The 5,052-nt window shown below is 74.2% G+C and carries 6 protein-coding genes; 2 read left to right on the top strand and 4 right to left on the bottom strand.

All coding sequences use genetic code 11. The features are described from left to right. The 4 genes from N801_RS18560 to N801_RS18545 form a co-directional block, all read right to left on the bottom strand. Positions 1-321, bottom strand: a 321-nt coding sequence (locus N801_RS18560) for a hypothetical protein (protein WP_035940797.1), incomplete at its 3' end; no start/stop codon positions are given. Positions 322-331: 10 nt separating this feature from the next. Next, the gene (locus N801_RS18555; protein WP_084109256.1) at positions 332-1,144 is read right to left on the bottom strand and encodes a PP2C family protein-serine/threonine phosphatase; all 813 of its coding nucleotides are present in this window, start codon (positions 1,142-1,144) and stop codon (positions 332-334) included. Continuing rightward, positions 1,141-1,620 carry a hypothetical protein gene (locus N801_RS18550; RefSeq protein WP_156996916.1) on the bottom strand — a complete coding sequence of 160 codons (480 nt, stop codon included), beginning with the start codon at positions 1,618-1,620 and terminating at the stop codon, positions 1,141-1,143. The genes N801_RS18555 and N801_RS18550 overlap by 4 nt, the downstream gene beginning before the upstream one ends. 132 nt (positions 1,621-1,752) lie before the next feature. Further along, positions 1,753-3,198 (bottom strand): CCA tRNA nucleotidyltransferase, encoded by a 1,446-nt coding sequence (locus N801_RS18545; protein ID WP_035940795.1) that lies wholly within the window; start codon positions 3,196-3,198, stop codon positions 1,753-1,755. Positions 3,199-3,273: 75 nt separating this feature from the next. Between N801_RS18545 and N801_RS18540 the strand changes: the two genes are divergently transcribed. Continuing rightward, positions 3,274-3,756, top strand: a complete 483-nt coding sequence (locus N801_RS18540; protein ID WP_035940794.1) for an NUDIX hydrolase — start codon at positions 3,274-3,276, stop codon at positions 3,754-3,756. A 63-nt stretch (positions 3,757-3,819) separates the two neighbouring features. After that, positions 3,820-5,052 (top strand): protein kinase family protein (locus N801_RS18535; protein WP_035940793.1); only part of this gene is annotated, 1,233 nt, incomplete at its 3' end.

Below are 5,052 nucleotides of genomic sequence, written 5' to 3'. Positions count from 1 at the left end.
GAGGACCGCAGCCTCGACGTCGAGGTCCCGCCACGGCACCCGACCGTCGGCGCTCACGTCGGACCCGTCGGCGCGGACCAGCCCCGCCCCGCGCACGACGACGCGCGCCTGCGCGCCCGAGGTGTCGACGAGGGCGAAGTCCGGCAGCCCCCCGAGGCCGTCGCGGCCGAGGGCGTCGAGGACGGGGACGAGCCCGGCGTCGAGGGCGCCCCGGAGCGCTCCGGCGACCGAGGCGGACCCCTGGACGACGAGGTGGCGCTCGGCGGCGGACAGCGCGACCCACCCCCGCGGGGTCTGGGTGGTGACCTCGGTGCTGCTCACGGTGTCGTCCTCAGGTCGGCAACAGGGTGTGGCGTGGAGCCGTGTCGGCCTCGTCGCCGTCGTCCTCGTCCGAGTCGAAGGCCACGACGACGACACTGATGTTGTCACGTCCCCCCGCCTCGACGGCAGCATGGCACAGGGCGTCCGCCGCCTCCTGGGGGTCGTCGTGGCGCTGGAGCGCCACCATGATCGTGCGGTCGTCGAGCTCGTTGGACAGTCCGTCGCTGCACAGGACGAACCGCTCGCCGGGGTGCGGAGGGAAGACCCAGACGTCGGCGTGGGGCCCCGGGTCGGTGCCGAGCGAGCGCGTGATGATGTTGCGCAGCGGGTGCCGCAGGGCCTCCTCCGCGGTGATGAGCCCGGCGTCGACCATCTCGCGGACCTCGGAGTGGTCCTGCGTGACCATGCTCATCCGGTTGCCGAGGAAGCGGTAGACACGGGAGTCGCCGACGTTGAAGACGAGCCAGTGGTCGGCCCCGCCGGCGTCGACGACGGTGAGCCCGGCGAGCGTCGTGCCCATGCCGGTCTGCTCGGGGTTCTGCGCGGCGGACTCGAGGATGCGGCGGTTCGCCGTGCGGATGAGGGCGACGACGTCCTCCGACCGGACCCGGCTGCGGGTGTTGAGCTCGCCGAGGGTCTGCACGGCGATGCCGCTCGCGACCTCACCCGCGGCGTGGCCGCCCATCCCGTCGGCGATGACGAAGACCCGGCCCTCGGCGAGGAGGCTGTCCTCGTTGTGGTCGCGGACGAGCCCGACGTGGGTCGCCGCACCGTGCCGGATGCGCACCTCAGGCCCGGTCAGCGAGGCGTGGTGGCGGCTCACCCGCCGCCGCCCGCCGGCGTGACGACCGCGCTCTCGAGGATCTGCTGGACGGTCTCGTAGTCGCGCTCGGAGTCGGGACCCGCGACGCGGCCGGTGAGCCGGACGTGCTGGGTGACCCCGCCCCCGTCGACGGCCGTGACGAGATGGACGACATGGACCGGCTGGCCGTCCTCGAACCACGACACGTTGAGCCCGGTCCAGACGCGCTCGTCGATCTCGACCTCGAACGTCGGGTCTGCCTCACCCCCGTCGTGGGCCGTCGCCTCGGCTGCCAGCGCATCGACGAGGTGGTCCGTGCTCACCTCGCGCGACGTGTGGACGTATGCCGTGAGCCGCGGTCCGTGCGCACCCGCACTCTCGTGCTGGGCGAGGAACAGGGCGTCGCCACCGGGCTCGGCGACCCACTCGGCGGGCAGGTCGAGCTCGATGCGCGGGAGCGCGGGGCTCACTGCGCTGGGATGGCCCACCATGGGCATCGGGCCACCTCCGGGAGGGTTGGTGGAGAGCCCGGGTCGCGGCGCTCTGCATGGACCGAACAACCCTATCCCCGTGCTGCGCGGGCCGCGATGGGGAGTTCTCCCCGGTCGGCTCGGCAGCCGGACCCGGCGCTACCGCGACTCGGGCTGGTCGGCCCACCACGTGCGCAGCCGGTCGGCCGCGGCCTCCTTGCCGATCGGCCCCTCGTCCATGCGCACCGACAGCAGGTACTTGTAGGCCCGGCCGAGCACCGGCCCCGGCGAGATCCCCAGGACCGAGGCGATCTCGTTGCCGTCGAGCTCGGGACGGACCGCGGCCAGCTCCTCCCGCTCGAGCAGCACGTCGATCCGGCGCTCGAGCTCGTCGTAGGTGCGCGAGAGGCGCTGGGCCTTGCGTGAGTTGCGGGTCGTGCAGTCCGCCCGGGTGAGCCGGTGCAGCCGCGGGAGCAGGGGCCCGGCGTCGGTGACGTAGCGACGCACGGCCGAGTCGGTCCACTGCCCGTCGCCGTACCCGTGGAAGCGCAGGTGCAGCTCGACGAGCCGCGAGACCGCCTTGACCGTGTCCTTGTCGAAGCGGAGCGCCTTGAGCCGCTTGGCCGTCATCTTGGCGCCGACCACCTCGTGGTGGTGGAAGCTCACCCCGCCCGCGGGCTCGAACCGTCGGGTCGCCGGCTTGCCGATGTCGTGGAGCAGCGCCGCGAGCCGCAGGACGAGGTCCGGCCCCGGCACCGACTCCGCGGGGGCGTCGGCCGGTCCCTCGAGCGCGATGGCCTGGTCGAGGACGATGAGCGAGTGGTCGTAGACGTCCTTGTGGCGGTGGTGCTCGTCCACCTCGAGCTTGAGGGCCGGCAGCTCGGGCAGCACGTGGGCGGCGAGCCCGCTGTCGGTGAGCAGCTCCAGCCCGGCCCGCGGCTCGCGTGCCATGAGGAGCTTGACGAGCTCGTCGCGCACCCGCTCGGCCGAGACGATGTCGAGGCTGCCCCCCATCGCCTGCATCGCGGCATACACCTCGGGTGCGGGCACGAGACCGAGCTGCGCGACGAAGCGCACCGCCCGCATCATCCGCAGCGGGTCGTCCCCGAAGCTGACCTCCGGGGCGGAGGGCGTCCGGAGCACCCCGGCCTCGAGGTCGGCGAGCCCGCCGTACGGGTCGACGAACTCGAGCGAGGGGAGCCGCATCGCCATGGCGTTGACGGTGAAGTCGCGCCGCACGAGATCCCCCTCGAGCGACTCGCCGAACGCGACGACCGGCTTGCGGGTCACCCCGTCGTAGGCGTCCGCGCGGTAGGTCGTCACCTCGACCGTCGTCTCGACCCCGCCGGAGCGGCGCACCGCCCCGATCGTCCCGAAGTCGCGGCCCAGGTCCCACGTCGCGGAGCCCCAGGCGCGCAGGATCGCCTCGGTCTCGTCGGGCGACGCGCTCGTCGTGAAGTCGAGGTCGGGCGGGGTCCGCCCGAGGAACGCGTCGCGCACGGGGCCACCCACGAGGGCCAGCTCGTGACCCGCCCGGGCGAAGCACGCCCCGAGGTCGGTGAGCAGTGGCAGGACCGGTGCGAGACGGGCAACGGCCTGCTGCATAAGCAGTGCGGACGGCGGGGAGGGTGACACGAGTGACAAGAGTAGGTGTCCAGTCGTCGTGGTTACAGTGACGCCATGAGCCATGCCACCGCAGAGCCGCCCCGGGTCACCCGGCGCCTCCCTGCCGTGGAGGAGCGCTCCGCCGGTGGCGTGGTCGTCGACGTGCACGACGGAGAGGCCCGGATCGCCGTCATCGCGCGGCGCAACCGCGCCGGCCGGATCGAGTGGTGCCTCCCCAAGGGCCACATCGAGGGTGCCGAGACGCTGCCCCAGACCGCGGCCCGCGAGGTCGCGGAGGAGACCGGCATCGAGGGCAAGGTCCTCATCGAGCTCGGGACGATCGACTACTGGTTCGCGGTCGGGGACCGGCGCATCCACAAGTACGTCCACCACTACCTCCTCGAGGCCGTGGGTGGGAACCTCACCATCGAGAACGACCCGGACCACGAGGCGATCGACGTCGCGTGGTTCCTCCTGCGCGACGCGCACCGCCACCTGACCTTCCCGAACGAGCGGCGCATCGCCCGCCTGGCCTGGCAGCGGCTCGCCGGAGACTGAGCCGGGGGATGGCCGGTGGGCCCGCCTAGGATGGGCGCCACACCCGATCGGAAGGGGCACCCGTTGGAGGGCGTCGGACCCGGTACCACCCTCGACGGGCGGTACACCACCCAGCGCAGGATCGAGCAGCGCCACGGTGCTGAGCGCTGGACCGCTGACGACACGACCCTGGGTCGCTCCGTCGTCGTCCTCTGCCTCCCCGAGCGCGACCACCGCGCGAGTGCCCTCCTCGACGCCGCCCGCCGTGCCGCCGGGCTCGATGCGCCCTCCCTCCAGCGGGTGCTCGACGTCGGGCGCGAGGCCGGTCTGGCCTGGGTCGTCGAGGCCGACGGTGCCGGGGCCCGCACCCTCACCCAGCTGGTCCAGGAGGGTGGCCTGCCCGCCGACGAGGTCCGACGCATCGTCGGTGAGGTCGCGACCGCCCTCGAGTCCGCCCGCCAGCGCGGCCTGCACCACCTCGACCTGCGCCCCGACGACGTGCTGCGCACCATCGACGGCGAGGTTCGGCTGCGTGGCGTGGCCACGAGCGCGGCGCTCGCCGAGCTCGACGACCTCGAGTCCGAGGTCGCCTCCCGTCGCGACGCCGTGGGCGTCGTCTCCCTCACGTATGCCGGCCTCACCGGACTGTGGCCCGGCGCCGACGAGACCTCGCTCGGGTCCGCTCCGCGCCTGCTCGGCGGGGTGGCCGCGCCGTCCGAGATCGCCGCCGGGGTGCCGCGCGACCTCGACACGCTGTGCCGGCTGACCCTCGGTGAGGACCAGGGGCCGACCTCCCCCGGAGACTTCGCCCGGCAGGTCGCCCCGTGGCCGTCCCGGCAGGTCGCGGGCCGGTCCACGATCACGACGACGGCGGCCCGGGACCCCCGGCTGTCCACGGCGGCGGCTCCGCCGGCGCCTCCCGCGCTCACGCCCGCCGCCCTGTCGCCGGTCGCGGCGACGCCTCCGGAGGCTGCGGACCACGGGGACGACGACACCCGCACCCTCGCCGCCCCGGTCCGCGGAGCCGAGACCGATGCGGGTGCCGCTGACGACTCCGAGACCGAGACCGAGACCCACGAGATCGACCCCGAGGCCGACGTGCCCACCCGGGTGATGCACCGCCCGGGGTCCGACCGGGCGGTGACCGAGACCATCCCGGTCACCCACCCCCCGACCGAGGCGCTCCCGGTGCCCCTGGGCGACACCGAGACCCTCCCCCGGCAGGAGGTCGGCGGCGCGCCCGACGCCGACCCCGAGGCCGCCGACTCCTCCACACCCGACGCTCCCGCCGCGGACGAGCCCCGGGCGGCCGGCGCG

Origin of the sequence: Knoellia aerolata DSM 18566 (assembly GCF_000768695.1) — a bacterium.
Classification (GTDB): domain Bacteria; phylum Actinomycetota; class Actinomycetes; order Actinomycetales; family Dermatophilaceae; genus Knoellia; species Knoellia aerolata.
This window is presented reverse-complemented; position numbering and strand designations above follow the sequence as displayed.